We start from the raw sequence: 15,560 nt of genomic DNA on the forward strand, positions 1-15,560 counted from the left end.
TCGAGTCCTCCACGGGACTACTTCATTTCCGGCAGGCGCGCCTCGCTTTTCACTTCGCTCTGGGCGATGGCTTCGGCCGGCACCACGACTTTTTCCTTGCTCAGCAGTTCGCCCATGTTGGCCAGGACCCGGTACATGGAGAACTCTTCGGTGTAGCGCACTTCGGTGTAGCGGCGGTTGGCGTTGTACAGCTCGTTTTCACTGTCCAGAACGTCGAGCAGGGTGCGTTGGCCGAGGCCGAACTGGTCCTGGTAGGCGGCCCGCACCCGGGTGGTGGTTTCCGCATATTCCCGGGCGGTGGGGGTCTGTTTCTTGGCGTTGAGCATGGCGTTCCAGGCCAGGGTGATGTTTTCGTTGAGCATGCGCAGCGCGTTGTTGCGGATGTCCATGGCCTGGTTGATCTTGTGCGCGTCGGACTGCAGGCGGGCCTTGTCACTGCCACCGCGGAACAGGTTGTAGTTCATGATCACCCCGACCCGCCATTCATTGTCGTGGCCCAGGTCGCCCTGCACATTGTCGTTGGCGTTGACTGCGGCCTCGGCGTCGAAGCGCGGATAGAAGGGCGACTTGGCCACCTCGTACTGACTCTCCGCCGCCTGGATGTCAGCCTGGGCGGACTTCAGGTAGGGGTTGTTCAGCAGCATGCTCTGTTTGGCATCGTTGAGGTTCTGCGGGACTTCGCCGCGGATCGACGGCAGGCTTTCCAGCTCGTCGGGCAGGCGTCCTACCGCGCTGTAGAAGTTGGCCTCGGCATCGGCCAGGTCGACCTGAGCGGTGTCGTAGTTGTTTTCCGCCAGGGCACGCCGGGCCTTGGATTGGTCGAGGTCGGCGGTACTGCCCACGCCCTGCTGGCTGCGCAGGCCGATCTGGTCGTTGACCCGCAGGTGGGCCTGCAGGTTGTTCTTGGCCAGGGTCACCAGTTCACGGCGCTTGAGCACCTCCAGGTACACCTCGATGGTGCGCAGGGCCAGGCTTTCGGCGGTGCCGCGCGTGTAATAGGCCCGGGAGTTGACCACCGACTGGGTGCGGCCCACTTCATTGGCCGTGTTGAAACCATCGAAGAGCATCTGCCGCAGGCGCAGTTCCGACTGGGTGTAGTTCAGGGTCTCGGTGTTGTGGTTGCCAGTGCCGCGTGCCACACCGTAGCCGCGGGTGGTGGTGTTGTCGCTGTAGCCTCGGCCGTAGCCGGCATTGAGGTCCAGGCTGGGGTAGAAGCCGCCCTTGGCCACCTTCACATCCTCGTCCGCAGACAGCCGGTTGTTCTGGCTGGCGCGAAGTTCAGGGTGGTTGTCCAGAGTGCTCTGGATCGCTTCAGTCAATGACATGGCCTGGGCCGGGTTGGCACAGAGTGAGGCCAAAAGAATTGCACCGCTGAGGGGGGTGAAAACGCGCATGGGTGTCTCTCCCTGATCCAGTGAAACTGTGTTTTCGTCAAAAATATGACTAAAAAATTGAGACTTAACCGTCTCATCTTGTTTACAACAGAGCTAAGAACATCCAGAAGGATAGCTAAGAAAAAAATCTCATAAGTTTTATGCCAAAAAAAACTTATGCATGTTTGTCAAAGCAAGACATTGTTCCAAGCGAAGGCCCAGATTTTTCAGGTGTTGAGGCATTTCCTGCAGTTTCTGGGGACGTTCAAATTTCAGGTAGTTCAGGGCGGGGAAGTGGTTACAAGGACGGAGGTGCGAAGCAGGTCTTGGCGGCATTTTTTTGGCGAATCCGCTTTTTGACCTGTTCCACACAACGTAGTTGGTGAGCGATCCGAGGCGCGGACGAGGCCGTTTTGTCCGGCGCGCTGCGGTATCAGCCGTCCGACTGGTAGCAAGGGAAGGCGGGACATCAAGACTGGCACGCTTCGCCATGGGAGCGACGCTGCCAGGCACAGGGTCTGTTCAACCACGGGTCAACGCCGTCTGCACTGCCGCTAGCAAGCGGATGCCGATTGTTCTCGGCATCGGAGGAGTGCACATGGCAACGTTAATCGGCATTGTGACCCAGGTGATCGGGCAGGTTTATGCGGTAGCGGCGGATGGCGCCCGCCGGGCCCTGGTGGAAGGGGACCGGCTGTTTGTCGGTGAGCAGTTGGTCACTGGAGCCGAAGGCGCGGTGGCGGTGCATCTGCAAAATGGCCAGGACCTGACCCTGGGCCGCGACAGCAGTCAGCAACTGACGGCGCAACTGCTCGACCATCAGGCCACCCATGTCGATACCCCCGAAGTGCCGGCGCCCACTGATGCGCAACTGAGCGATGTGGAACAACTGCAAAAGGCCATTGCCGCCGGTGATGACCCGACCCAAAACGCCGAAGCCACGGCGGCGGGGCCCACCGGTACCGGTGGCGCTCCAGGTGCTCAGGGCGGCGGTCACAGCTTCGTCCTGCTGGAAGAGGTCGGGGGCCGGGTCGAGCCGGTGATTGGCTTTCCGACAGCCGGCTTCAACGGCATTCCCGAGTTTGTCCCTGAACGCCTCGATGGCCTGGTGCAGCTCAATGGCGCGACACCCAATAACCCGGTGAGCCTGAGCGGGCTCTCGGTGGAGGGCGGCGAGCTGACGGTCAATGAAGCCAACCTGGAGCAGGGCTCGGCAAGCAACCCGGCGGCCTTGACCCAGAGTGGCACCTTCAGTGTCTCGGCCCCGGATGGGCTGTTCAGCCTTAATGTCGGTGGCATCAATGTGGTCAGCGGCGGCGTGGCGGCGGCCTTTCCGCAATCCATTGCCACCGGCCTGGGCAATACCCTGACCATCACCGGCTTCAACGCGGCCACCGGGGTGGTCAGCTACAGCTACACCCTCAATGGCAATGACCTGCATTCTGCGGGCGATGGCACCAACAGCCTGAGCGAGCACTTCAGTGTGGTCGCCAGCGATAGCAACGGTGACTCGGCCAGCAACTCCCTTGACGTCAATATCACCGACGATGTGCCGACAGCGGTCAATGACAGCAACCCGGGCACTGCCTCGGAAAGCCAACTGACCCTGAGCGGCAATGTACTGATCAATGATGTGCAGGGCGCCGATCGGGTGGCTTCCGGCCCCATAACCGCTGGCACCTTCACTGGCACCTACGGCACCCTGGTGCTGGCGGCCGATGGTAGTTACACCTACACCGTTCACCCCACTGATCCGGCCTTCCTGGCGCTCAAGGGCGGCGGCAACGGCACTGAAACCTTTGCCTACACCCTGACCGACGCCGATGGCGACGCCAGCACCGCCAACCTGGTGCTGCAGGTGCACAACAATGATGATCCGGTGCTGCTGCGAGGCCTGGAAGTCCAGGGGGGCGAGCTCAGCGTCTACGAGAAGAACCTGACCACCGGCAGCAGTCCGGATACCCCGGCCCTGACCCAGAGTGGCACCTTCACGGTGACCGCCCTGGACGGTCTGCAAACCCTGACCGTGGGCGGCATCACCCTGGTCAGCGGCGGCAGTGCCAGCGCCGTGCCGCAGTCGATCACCACCGGCCTGGGCAATACCCTGACGATTACCGGCTTCAACCTGGCCACCGGAGAGGTCAGTTACAGCTACACCCTCAATGGCAACGATGCCCATCCGAGCGCCAACGGCGCCAACAGCCTCAGCGAGCATTTCAATGTAGTGGCCACTGATGTGGATGGCAGCAGTGCCAGCGGCTCACTGGATGTGAACGTGGTGGACGACCTGCCCACGGCGGTCAGCGACAGCAACTCCAGCACGGCCTCGGAAAGCCTGTTGACCCTGAGTGGCAACGTCTTGACCAATGATGTGCAAGGCGCGGATCGGGTGGCTTCCGGCCCCATTACCGCAGGCACCTTCACTGGCACCTACGGCACCCTGGTGCTGGCGGCGGATGGTTCCTACACCTATACCCTGCACCCCACCGATCCGGCGTTCCTGGCGCTGGGCGGTGGCGGCAATGGCACTGAAACTTTCGCCTACACCCTGACCGACGCCGATGGCGACCCCAGCACGGCGAACCTGGTGCTGCAGGTGCATAACAACGACGATCCGGTGACCTTGAACGGCCTCGAAGTCAACGGCGGCGAGCTCACTGTCTATGAGAAGAACCTGACCACCGGCAGCAGTCCGGATACCCCGGCCTTGACTCAGAGCGGCAGTTTCACGGTGACCGCCCTTGATGGTCTGCAGAGCTTGAACGTGGGGGGCATCAGCGTGATCAGCGGCGGGGTGATTGCGGGGTTCCCGCAATCCATCGCCACTGGGCTGGGCAACACCTTGACCGTCACCGGTTATGACGCCGGCACCGGGGTGGTCAGCTACAGCTACACCCTCAACGGCAACGACGCCCATCCGACGGCCAATGGCGCCAATAGCCTCAGCGAGCATTTCAGTGTGCTGGCCACTGATGTGGACGGCAGCAACGCCAGCGGCTCCCTGGACGTCAACGTGGTGGACGATCTGCCCACCGCAGTCAACGACAGCAACCCGGGCACTGCCTCGGAAAGCCAACTGACCCTGAGCGGCAATGTGCTGGCCAATGATGTGCAGGGCGCCGATCGGGTGGCTTCCGGCCCCATCACTGCCGGCACCTTCACTGGCACCTACGGCACCCTGGTGCTGGCGGCGGACGGTAGTTACACCTACAGCGTGCACACCAGTGATCCGGCTTTCCTGGCGCTCAAGGGCGGGGGCAGCGGCAGCGAAACCTTCACCTACACCCTGACCGATGCTGATGGCGACCCCAGCACCGCGAACCTGGTGCTGCAGGTGCACAACAACGACGACCCGGTGACCTTGAATGGCCTGGACGTCAACGGTGGCGAGCTCACCGTCTATGAGAAGAACCTGACCACTGGCAGCAGCACAGATACTCCGGCCCTGACCCAGAGCGGCAGCTTCACCGTGACGGCTTTGGACGGTGTGCAGAGTTTGAGCGTCGGCGGTATCAGCGTGGTTGCCGGCGGTGTGGCGGCGGGCTTCCCGCAAAGCATCACCACCGCCCTGGGGAACACCCTGACGATTACCGGCTACAACGCCGGCACCGGGGTCGTCAGTTACAGCTACACCCTCAATGGCAACGATGCCCATCCAAGTGCCAATGGCGCCAACAGCCTCAGCGAGCACTTCAATGTAGTGGTCAGCGATGTGGATGGCAGCAGCGCCAGCGGCTCCCTGGATGTCAACGTGGTGGATGATTTGCCCTCGGCGGTCAACGACAGCAACTCCAGCACGGCCTCGGAAAGCCTGTTGACCCTGACCGGCAACGTCTTGACCAATGATGTGCAAGGCGCGGACCGGGTGGTTTCCGGCCCAGTCACTGCGGGTACGTTTACCGGCACCTACGGCACTCTGGTGCTCAACGCCAACGGTTCCTATACCTATACGCTGAACACCTCGGATACCGACTTCAAAGCCCTGCATGGCAATGGCAATGGCACAGAAACCTTCGCCTACACGCTCACCGATTCCGATGGCGACCCCAGCACAGCGAATCTGGTGCTGCAGGTCCACAACAATGACGACCCGGTGACCTTGAACGGCTTGGACGTCAACGGTGGCGAACTTACCGTCTACGAGAAAAACCTGACCACCGGCAGCGGCCCGGATACTCCGGCGTTGACCCAGAGCGGCACGTTTACCGTGACCGCGCTGGACGGTTTGCAAACCCTGACTGTGGGCGGCATCAATGTGGTCAGTGGTGGTGTGGCCGCGGGCTTCCCGCAATCGGCAACGACGGCGCTGGGCAATACCCTGACTATCACTGGCTACAACGCCGGCACCGGGGTCATCAGCTACAGCTACACCCTCAACGGCAATGACGCCCATCCGACTGCCAACGGCGCCAACAGCCTCAGCGAACACTTCAACGTAGTGGCCACCGATACCGATGGCAGTAGCGCCACCGGCTCATTGGATGTGAACGTGGTGGATGACCTGCCCACCGCAGTCAATGACAGCAATCCGGGCACGGCTTCGGAGAGCCAACTGACCCTGACTGGCAACGTCTTGACCAATGATGTGCAAGGCGCGGATCGGGTGGTTTCCGGCCCTGTCACCGCGGGTACGTTCACTGGCACCTACGGCACCTTGGTGCTCAACGCCAACGGTTCCTACACCTACACGCTGAACACCTCGGATGCCGACTTCAAAGCCTTGCACGGCAATGGCAACGGCACAGAAACCTTTGCCTATACCCTGACCGATTCCGATGGTGACCCGAGCACGGCCAATCTGGTGCTGCAGATCCACAACAACGACGATCCGGTGACCTTGAACGGCTTGGACGTCAACGGTGGCGAACTCACCGTCTATGAGAAAAACCTGACCACCGGCAGCAGCCCGGATACCCCGGCCCTGACCCAGAGCGGCACGTTTACCGTGACGGCTGTGGATGGCGTGCAAACCCTGACCGTGGGCGGCATCAATGTGGTCACTGGCGGTGTGGCCGCGGGCTTCCCGCAATCGGCGACGACGGCGCTGGGCAATACCCTGACCATCACCGGCTACAACGCCGGCACCGGGGTCGTCAGCTACAGCTACACCCTCAACGGTAACGATGCCCATCCGAGCGCCAACGGCGCCAACAGCCTCAGCGAACACTTCAACGTAGTGGCCACTGATACCGATGGCAGTAGCGCCACCGGGACTCTGGATGTGAATGTGGTGGATGACCTACCCACCGCAGTCAACGACAGTAACCCCGGCACGGCCTCGGAGAGCCAGCTGACCCTGACCGGCAACGTGCTGACCAACGATACTCAAGGGGCTGACCGAGTGCCCAGCGGGCCAGTGACTGCCGGAACCTTTACCGGCACCTACGGCACCCTGGTGCTCAATGCCAACGGTTCCTACACCTATACGCTGAACACCTCGGATGCCGACTTCAAAGCCTTGCACGGCAATGGCAACGGCACAGAAACCTTTGCCTACACGCTCACCGACTCCGATGGCGACCCGAGCACGGCCAATCTGGTGCTGCAGATCCACAACAATGATGACCCGGTGACCTTGAATGGTCTGGACGTCAACGGTGGCGAACTTACCGTCTACGAGAAGAACCTGACCACCGGCAGCAGCCCGGATACTCCGGCTCTGACCCAAAGCGGCACGTTTACCGTGACCGCGCTGGACGGTTTGCAAACCCTGACTGTGGGCGGCATCAATGTGGTCAGCGGCGGCGTCGCGGCGGGCTTCCCGCAAAGCGTCACCACCGCCCTGGGCAACACCTTGACCATCACCGGCTACAACGCCGGCACCGGGGTCATCAGCTACAGCTACACCCTCAACGGCAATGACGCCCATCCGAGCGCCAACGGCGCCAACAGCCTCAGCGAACACTTCAATGTGGTGGCTACCGATACCGATGGCAGCAGTGCCACCGGGACTCTGGATGTGAATGTGGTGGATGACCTGCCCACGGCGGTCAACGACAGCAATCCGGGTACGGCCTCTGAGAGCCAACTCACCCTGACGGGCAACGTGCTGACCAACGATACTCAAGGGGCTGACCGAGTACCCAGCGGGCCAGTGACTGCGGGTACGTTTACCGGCACCTACGGCACCCTGGTGCTCAACGCCAACGGTTCCTACACCTACACGCTGAACACCTCGGATGCCGACTTCAAAGCCTTGCACGGCAATGGCAACGGCACAGAAACCTTTGCCTACACGCTCACCGACTCCGATGGCGACCCCAGCACGGCCAATCTGGTGCTGCAGATCCATAACAATGACGACCCGGTGACCTTGAACGGCTTGGACGTCAACGGTGGAGAACTCACCGTCTACGAGAAAAACCTGACCACCGGCAGCAGCCCGAATACCCCGGCCCTGACCCAGAGCGGCACGTTTACTGTGACGGCTGTGGATGGCGTGCAAAGCTTGACCGTGGGCGGCATCAATGTGGTCAGCGGTGGTGTGGCCGCGGGCTTCCCGCAATCGGCAACGACGGCGCTGGGCAACACTCTGACCATCACCGGTTACAACGCCGGCACCGGAGTCATCAGCTACAGCTACACCCTCAACGGCAATGACGCCCACCCGACCGCCAACGGCGCCAACAGCCTCAGCGAGCACTTCAATGTGGTGGCTACCGATACCGATGGCAGCAGCGCCACGGGGTCATTGGATGTGAACGTGGTGGATGACCTGCCCACCGCAGTCAACGACAGTAACCCCGGCACGGCCTCGGAGAGCCAACTGACCCTGACTGGCAACGTCTTGACCAACGATGTACAAGGCGCGGATCGGGTGGTTTCCGGCCCAGTCACCGCGGGTACGTTCACTGGCACCTACGGTACCCTGGTGCTCAATGCCAACGGTTCCTACACCTACACGCTGAACACCTCGGATGCCGACTTCAAAGCCTTGCACGGCAATGGCAACGGCACAGAAACCTTTGCCTATACCCTGACCGATTCCGATGGTGACCCGAGCACGGCCAATCTGGTGTTGCAGATCCATAACAATGACGACCCGGTGGTCCTGAACGGCCTTAACGTCAACGGTGGCGAGTTGACGGTCTATGAGAAGAACCTCAGCGATGGCAGCAGCCCCAATACCCCGGCCCTGACTCAGAGTGGCACCTTCACGGTGACCGCCCTGGACGGCCTGCAAACCTTGACCGTGGGCGGCATCAATGTGGTCAGTGGCGGTGTGGCCGCGGGCTTCCCGCAATCGGCAACGACGGCGCTGGGCAATACCCTGACCATCACCGGTTACAACGCCGTTACCGGCGTGGTCAGTTACAGCTACACCCTGCTGGACAACGAGGCCCATCCAACGGCGCTGGGCGCCAACAGCATTGCCGAACACTTCAATGTGGTGGCCACCGACGGCGACGGCAGTACGGCGTCCGGGGTGATCGACGTCAACATCGTCGACGACCTGCCCGGCGCGGTGGCGGACACTGCCAGCGGGATGGAAGGCGCCACCATCAATGTCAGTGTGCTGGGCAATGATGTGCTGGGCGCCGATGGCGCAGCTGTGGGGGGCGCGGTGGTCGGCGTACGTGCCGGCAGCAATACCGCCACTTCGGCCATCGGTGGGCTGGGCAGCAGCATCGCCGGTACCTACGGCACCCTGACCCTGGATGCCGCCGGCAACGCGGTGTACCACAGCAATCCGAACTCGGTGAGCCCGCCCGGAGCCAGTGATGTTTTCACCTACACCATCCGCGACAGCGATGGTGATGAGAGCACCACCACCCTGACCATCAATGTCACCGACAGCGGCCTCAAGGCGGTGACCGATCAGGACGTCACTGTCTATGAGAAAGCCCTGGACCTGAATAAGGATGGCCAGGACCTGGCCGCCGGCACCGTGACCGGCAGCGATCCGGGTTCCACCGCGGAAACCGCCAACGGCACCCTGGTGGGATCGGTCACCGGCGGCTCCGGAGGCATCACCTTCAGCCTGGTGGGCAGTGCAACGGGCAGTTACGGGCAGATTCTGCTCAACCCCAATGGCACCTATACCTACACCCTGACGTCGGCGCCGAAAACCACCCCCAACGCCAACGATGGCGCCAATACCCTGAGCGAGAGCTTCACCTACAAGGCCACCGATGCCCTGGGCAACAGCACCACCGGCAGCATCCTGGTGAGCATTGTCGATGATGTGCCCAAGGCGGTGGCCAGCGAGCGCTCGGTGACAGCGGTAGAGGTAGATTCCAACCTGCTGCTGGTGATCGATGTGTCCGGCAGCATGGCTGATCCTTCCGGTGTCTCCGGGCTGACGCGGCTGGACCTGGCCAAGCAGGCCATCAGCGCCTTGCTCGACAAGTACGACAACATGGGGGATGTCAAAGTCCAGCTCGTCACCTTCAGCAGCACCGCTACCGACCGGACTCCGGTATGGGTAGACGTGGCCACGGCCAAGGCGATTGTCGCAACATTAGTGGCAGGCGGCGGGACCAACTACGACGCGGCGGTGGCGGCGGCGAAGCTGGCCTTTGTCACCAGTGGCCAGCTCAGTGGCGCGCAGAATGTCGGTTACTTCTTCTCCGATGGCGCACCGACCTCGGGCCAGGAAATCGGCACCGCGGACGAGACGGCCTGGAAAGCCTTCCTCGATGCCAATGGCATCAAGAATTATGCGATCGGCCTGGGCACTGGAGTCAGCAATGCCAACCTCGATCCGCTGGCCTATGACGGCAGTACCCACGTCAACACCAATGCGGTGGTGGTCACCGACCTGAACCAGCTCAATTCGGTGCTGGCCGGCACGGTGCAGGGCTATCCGGTCACCGGCAGCCTGTTGGGGGATGGCGGCAGCTTTGGCGCCGACGGTGGGTTCATCAAGTCGATCGTGGTGGATGGCGGTACCTACACCTACGACCCCAAAGGCAACAGCAACCAGGGTTCGCTGACCTTCAGCGGCACTACCAACAACGGCACCTTCAATACCGTCAACAACAGCGTGAGCATTGCCACCAGCAATGGCGGCACCCTGGTGGTGAACCTCGATACCGGGGACTTCAGCTACAGCTCGCAGAAGGTCACAGGCTCGGTGATCACCGAGACCTTCGGCTATTCGGTGAGCGACAACGACGGTGATCTGGCGAGCTCGACTCTGGTGGTCAAGGTCAATCCCAATGCGCCTCCGGTCGCCGGGGATGACCACGTCATCACCAACGTGCTGTCCAGCAGTGTGGCGATTCCCGGGGATGTGCTGCTGGCCAACGACAGCGACGCCAATGGCGATCCTCTGAACGCAGCGCCCACCACCTTCAACACCGGCTGGGCTGCCAGGGGTGCGGAGTTCACGGCGGCCAGCCAGCAGACCATCGGTTTTGCCGGGAATGGCAACAATGGCGCCAACCAGGCCATCACCATCGATCGCGCCTCGTTCAATGCCAACGCCGCGACCATGACCGCGGTGGTGCTGGTCAGCGGTTACCTGGGAGCCGTCACCAACACTAATGCCAACGATGAGGATGTAATCACCGTCAATCTCAAGCAGGGGGAAACCCTGAATCTGGATCACAACCTGGTAGCCGGCCACGTCACCATGGAGTACGCCTTCAACGGCGGTGCCTATACGGCGATCGCCGATGGCGGCACTTTCACGGCGGCGGCGGACGGGCCTTACCAGATCCATATCGTCAACATCACCAACACCAGCGGCAGCAACACCACGGCCGCGGAAGGCTACCAGCTGACCATGACCGTGAATTACTCCGGGGCGCAGAATGTCACCCCGGATTACCACGGTACCTACACCGCCAGTGACAGCCATGGTGGCAGCGATGTGGCGGCGGTGAGCATCTCCTACCAGGATGGACACACCCTGACCGGTACTTCCGGTGACGATGTGCTGGTGGCGGGCAGTGGCGACAACATCCTCAATGGCGGCGATGGCAACGATGTGCTGACAGCGGGCGCGGGCAACAACTCCCTGTATGGCGGCAACGGCAATGACCTGCTGTTCAGCGGGCCGGGCAATGACCTGCTGGATGGCGGCGCGGGTATCGATACCGCCAGTTACGCCCATGCCACAGCGGCGGTGACGGTCAGCCTCGGCCTGGTAGGGGCGCAGAACACCCTGGGCGCGGGCACCGACACCCTGACCGGCATCGAGAACCTAGTGGGTTCCAACTACAACGACACCTTGACCGGTGATGGCAACGCCAACGTCATTACCGGCGGCCTTGGGAACGATGTGCTCAATGGCGGTGGTGGCGATGACCTGCTGATCGGCGGAATGGGCAACAACACCCTGACCGGAGGCAGTGGCAGCGATACCTTCCAGTGGCTGCAGGGCAACAATGGGCACGATGTGGTGACCGACTTTACGCCGGGCACCGACAAGCTGGACCTGTCCCAGCTGTTGCAGGGGGAGAATGCGACTTCCGCTTCCCTGGATGACTACCTGCACTTCAAGGTCACCGGCAGTGGCGCAACCCTGGTCACCAGCATTGATGTCAGCGCGGTGGCGGGGGCGACGCCGACCCAGACCATTGACCTGGCGGGAGTCGACCTGGCCAGCCATTACGGAGTCACGCCGGGGGCGGGCGGAGTGATTGCCGGAGGGGCAGACACGGCCACCATCATCAACGGCATGCTCAACGATCACTCGCTGAAGGTGGATACCGTCTGATGGTCGTCACGGTCCTTGAGGCCGCTGCCCAGGCAGCGGCTGCAGGGGTAGCTCAGGGGCGCTGCAAGGTTTTCTGGCGCAGGATGTAAATGCTGACCAGCACGGCGCTGGTCAGCATGAAGCCTCGGGCCCAGGGCAGTGGCACCAGGTAGCACGAGAGCCCAATGCTCAGCCACATCAGGCCGATCGCATACACCTTGCCCTTGAGCGGAATGCCATTGCCATCCAGGTAGTCGCGGATCCACGGGCCCAGGCGCGGGTGTTGTACCAGCCATTGGTAGAAGCGCGGAGAGCTACGGGCGAAACAGGCGGCCGCCAGCAGCAGGAAAGGGGTGGTGGGCAATACCGGAAGGAAGATGCCGAGTACCCCCAGCGCTACGCTCAGCCAGCCGATGGCCAGCAGAACGTAACGCAATACCAGGGGGCGTTGGCCTATGGGCTTGGCCATAGGCGCCGACTCAGTGGTGGCGAGGCTTGAGCAGCGCCGGCTTTTCGTCGGGGGCGTTGCACAGCAGGTACAACGCGGTCAGGGCTTCGGGGATCTGCACGATCATGTCGTCCATCAGGTTGGCATCGCTGGCGATGTCGGAGAACTCCGGCTGCTCGTCGAACAGGCCGGAACCCACCATGATCGGCAGCAGCATCTCGCTGACTTCTTCCTCTGCGGTTTCGAACCAGGCCGCTTCCCGCAGGAACACGCCTTCCATGAAGCCGATGCACCAGCCGCGCAGGTCGGAGTCGTCCGGGTCGTCGCCCAGGTCGAGTTCGCAAGGCAGTTCGAACTCTTCGTCGGAGGCCAGTTGGCGCGCGATGTGCGCCTTGAGGGCCAGCAGGGTGGACTCGATGGCTTCGCGCTCGGCGTCGTCGCGGTAATGCGGCTCTTCGGCGAACAGGGCGTCGATCCATTCACGATCAGGAACGCTTTCCGAGCAGATTGACAGCGCGGTCAGGTAGCCGTGAGCGGCCACGTAGTCCAGCGCCTCGTCGTGCAGATCATCTGCGTCGAGGAAGACTTGCAGGCGGGTTAGTTGCTCAGCGAAGGACATTGACGGGCTACCTTGGGGAATAAACGATGCTGAATTCTAGGCTTTCTTGAGCGCTCAAGCCAGCCACGGGGCAGATTTGAGCGGTTCTAAAGGTTACCAGCGGTCCATTGTCGGCGCCCTCTGCCGGGAAGGGCTCGGGTATACTCGCGCGTTTTGTGATGCCCAGCAGGCCCGGCAGCAAGTGCGGACAAGTCCGCTAACGCATTTGTCGGTGAACCGCGCCGGCTTTTCGGCCAGTCTGCACCCAGGGAAATCGGCGATTTTTGGAGTTTTTCATGCTCGAACAGGCTCAACGCGTCCTCAAGGACATCTTCGGCTACGACAGTTTCCGTGGTCGCCAAGGTGCGATCATTGAGCGCGTGGCCAGCGGCGGCGATGCCTTGGTACTGATGCCCACCGGCGGTGGCAAGTCGCTGTGTTTCCAGGTTCCGGCCCTGCTTCGCGAAGGCCTGGCGGTGGTGGTCTCGCCGTTGATCGCGCTGATGGACGATCAGGTGGCGACCCTTGAGGAACTCGGTGTTGCGGCTGCAGCCTTGAACTCGACCCTGAGCGCCGAGCAGCAGCGTGACCTGGCGGCGCGCATTCGTCGCGGCGAGGTGAAAATGCTCTACCTGGCCCCGGAGCGCCTGGTCCAGCCGCGTATGCTGGCGTTCCTGCAGAACCTTGATATTGCTCTGTTCGCCATCGACGAAGCTCACTGCGTGTCCCAGTGGGGGCATGACTTCCGTCCCGAATACCTGCAGCTGGGTCAGTTGGCGGAAATGTTCCCGAACGTGCCGCGCATTGCCCTGACTGCCACCGCCGACAAGCGTACCCGGGAAGAGATCGTCAATCGCCTGCACTTGCAGGACGCCGAGCGTTTTCTTTCCAGCTTCGACCGACCCAACATCTTCTATCGCATCGTACCCAAGGAACAGCCGCGCAAGCAGTTGCAGGCCTTCCTCAACGAGCGGCGCAGCGATGCCGGGATCGTCTATTGCCTGTCGCGCAAGAAGGTCGACGAAGTGGCGGCCTTCCTCTGTGAGCAGGGCTTCACCGCGCTGCCGTATCACGCCGGCCTGCCCAACGAATTGCGCGCCTATCACCAGAAACGCTTCCTCAATGAGGAAGGCCTGATCATGGTGGCGACTATCGCCTTCGGCATGGGCATCGACAAACCCAACGTGCGGTTTGTGGCCCACATGGACCTGCCCAAGTCTCTGGAGGCGTACTACCAGGAAACCGGTCGTGCCGGCCGTGATGGCCTGCCGGCGGACGCCTGGATGGCCTATGGACTGCAAGACGTGCTGATGCTCAAGCAGATGCTGCAGAACTCCGAAGGCGACGAACGCCACAAGCGTCTTGAACAGCACAAACTCGATGCGATGCTGGCCCTGTGCGAGGAAACCCGTTGCCGGCGCCAAACGTTGCTGGCCTATTTCGATGAGGACATGCCCCAGCCTTGCGGTCATTGCGACAACTGCGTCGATGGCGTGCAAACCTGGGACGCCACTGAGCCGGCGCGCCAGGCACTGTCGGCCATCTATCGCACCGGTCAGCGTTATGGCGTCGGTCATCTGGTGGACGTGTTGCTGGGCAAGGATACGGAAAAGGTCCGCAGCTTCGGTCATCAGCACTTGTCGGTATTCGGGGTCGGCAAGGCCCGCAGCGAAGGCGAGTGGCGCTCTCTGTTCCGCCAACTGGTGGCTCGCGGGCTGGCGGACATCGACCTGGAAGGTTACGGCGGTCTGCGCCTGAGCGACACGTGCCGGCCCTTGCTCAAGGGTGAGGTAACCCTGGAGCTGCGACGCGATCTCAAGCCGCAAAGCACTCCGAAGAGCAGCACCAGCCAGGCCAGCCAACTGGTACGCGGTGAGGAGCGCGAGCAATGGGAGGCGCTGCGAGCCCTGCGGCGCAAGCTGGCGGAAGAGCATGGGGTGCCGCCCTACGTCATTTTCCCCGACTCGACCTTGCTGGAGATGCTCCGTAGCCAACCCGGCTCCATGGCGGAAATGGCCGAGGTCAGCGGTGTCGGCGCGCGCAAGCTGGAGCGTTATGGCGCGGCGTTCCTCGAAGTGCTGGGGGGCGGTGTGGAGGCGCCGAAAGTGGTCGCCGATATCCGCCACGAGCTGATTACCCTGGCCCGTGCCGGTATGACCCCGGTGCAGATCGCCGGGCAACTGCAGTGCACGGAAAAGAACGTCTATACCTTGCTGGCCGAGGCCATTGGCAAGCAGCAACTGTCCCTGGACCAGGCGCTGGATCTTCCGGAGGACCTGCTGGGGGAAATCCAGGACGCGTTCCTCGACGGCGAGGGCGAACTGCCGCCCGTGGCCGAGATCAGCGAAGTGTTCGCCGGACGAGTGCCCGAAGGTGTTTTGTATTGCGTGCGTGCCGCGCTGCAGTCGGAGTTTGAAATGTGAAGGGGTGCGTCAATGTTGTAACGATTCAGTCCCTTACAGGCCTTGCCTCCGGGCAAGGGTCATGCTTAGCTGA

At 62.2% G+C, this 15,560-nt stretch carries 5 protein-coding genes; 2 read left to right on the forward strand and 3 right to left on the reverse strand.

Features of this window, described 5'->3' with window-relative positions; translation table 11 throughout:
- Window positions 1-17 precede the first annotated feature (17 nt).
- A complete protein-coding gene (locus P7C00_RS08660) occupies window positions 18-1,394 on the reverse strand; it encodes a TolC family outer membrane protein (RefSeq protein WP_346632040.1) in 1,377 nt (458 codons plus the stop codon).
- Window positions 1,395-1,971: 577 nt separating this feature from the next.
- On the opposite strand from P7C00_RS08660, the gene P7C00_RS08665 reads away from it, so the two are divergent.
- The gene (locus P7C00_RS08665; RefSeq protein WP_404938689.1) at window positions 1,972-12,039 is read left to right on the forward strand and encodes a retention module-containing protein; all 10,068 of its coding nucleotides are present in this window, start codon (window positions 1,972-1,974) and stop codon (window positions 12,037-12,039) included.
- A 52-nt stretch (window positions 12,040-12,091) separates the two neighbouring features.
- On the opposite strand, the gene P7C00_RS08670 is transcribed toward P7C00_RS08665, so the two are convergent.
- Both P7C00_RS08670 and P7C00_RS08675 read right to left on the reverse strand, forming a co-directional pair.
- On the reverse strand, window positions 12,092-12,487 hold the full coding sequence (locus P7C00_RS08670) for a YbaN family protein (protein ID WP_123723905.1): 396 nt from the start codon (window positions 12,485-12,487) through the stop codon (window positions 12,092-12,094).
- Window positions 12,488-12,497: 10 nt separating this feature from the next.
- The gene (locus P7C00_RS08675; RefSeq protein ID WP_041116614.1) at window positions 12,498-13,085 is read right to left on the reverse strand and encodes a YecA family protein; all 588 of its coding nucleotides are present in this window, start codon (window positions 13,083-13,085) and stop codon (window positions 12,498-12,500) included.
- A 275-nt stretch (window positions 13,086-13,360) separates the two neighbouring features.
- Between P7C00_RS08675 and recQ the strand changes: the two genes are divergently transcribed.
- Window positions 13,361-15,487 (forward strand): DNA helicase RecQ, encoded by a 2,127-nt coding sequence (gene recQ, locus P7C00_RS08680; RefSeq protein WP_346632038.1) that lies wholly within the window; start codon window positions 13,361-13,363, stop codon window positions 15,485-15,487.
- Window positions 15,488-15,560 lie beyond the last annotated feature (73 nt).

It is taken from the genome of Pseudomonas sp. JDS08PS003, from assembly GCF_045013505.1.
GTDB classification, from domain to species: domain Bacteria; phylum Pseudomonadota; class Gammaproteobacteria; order Pseudomonadales; family Pseudomonadaceae; genus Aquipseudomonas; species Aquipseudomonas protegens_B.